The sequence below is a fragment of the Pseudomonas sp. SH10-3B genome (assembly GCF_019891415.1).
In the GTDB taxonomy this organism is placed as follows: Bacteria; Pseudomonadota; Gammaproteobacteria; order Pseudomonadales; family Pseudomonadaceae; genus Aquipseudomonas.
On record NZ_JAFLXD010000129.1, the window covers coordinates 1 to 543 of the forward strand.

Below are 543 nucleotides of genomic sequence, written 5' to 3' on the forward strand. Positions count from 1 at the left end.
GCTTCACTGCGACTGATGAGGAAACGCCGCGCGAAGGTTTGACGGTTTCCTTCACCGGCAACAGCAACGTAGACGGTTACTACAGCCTGTCCGGCAATAACGTTGTACTGACGCAAAAGGGCGCGGACTTCGTTAACGCTGGCCATCAACTGCCGAAGATCGACCTGACGGTTACCGATCCTGAGGGGCTCAGCTCCAATGGCACTGGTCAGCCGACGGTCACTCTGCACAACGACGTGCCGGTGATCAGCGTTGCGCCAGTCACTATTGATGAGAACTCCGCTACAGCGGGCACTGTCGCTGGCCGTTTCACTGCGACTGATGAAGAAACGCCACGCGAAGGTTTGACTGTTTCCTTCACCGGCAACAGCAACGTAGATGGCTACTACAGCCTGTCCGGCAATAACGTTGTACTGACGCAAAAGGGCGCGGACTTCGTTAACGCTGGCAACCAACTGCCGAAGATTGATCTGACGGTCACCGATCCTGAGGGGCTTAGCTCCAATGGCACCGGCCAGCCGACGGTCACTCTGCATAACGACG

At 56.9% G+C, this 543-nt stretch carries 1 protein-coding gene; it reads left to right on the plus strand.

The genetic code is table 11. From position 1 onward, the window contains the following. Positions 1–543, plus strand: a 543-nt coding sequence (locus J1G35_RS30650) for a hypothetical protein (RefSeq protein ID WP_223016879.1), incomplete at both ends; no start/stop codon positions are given.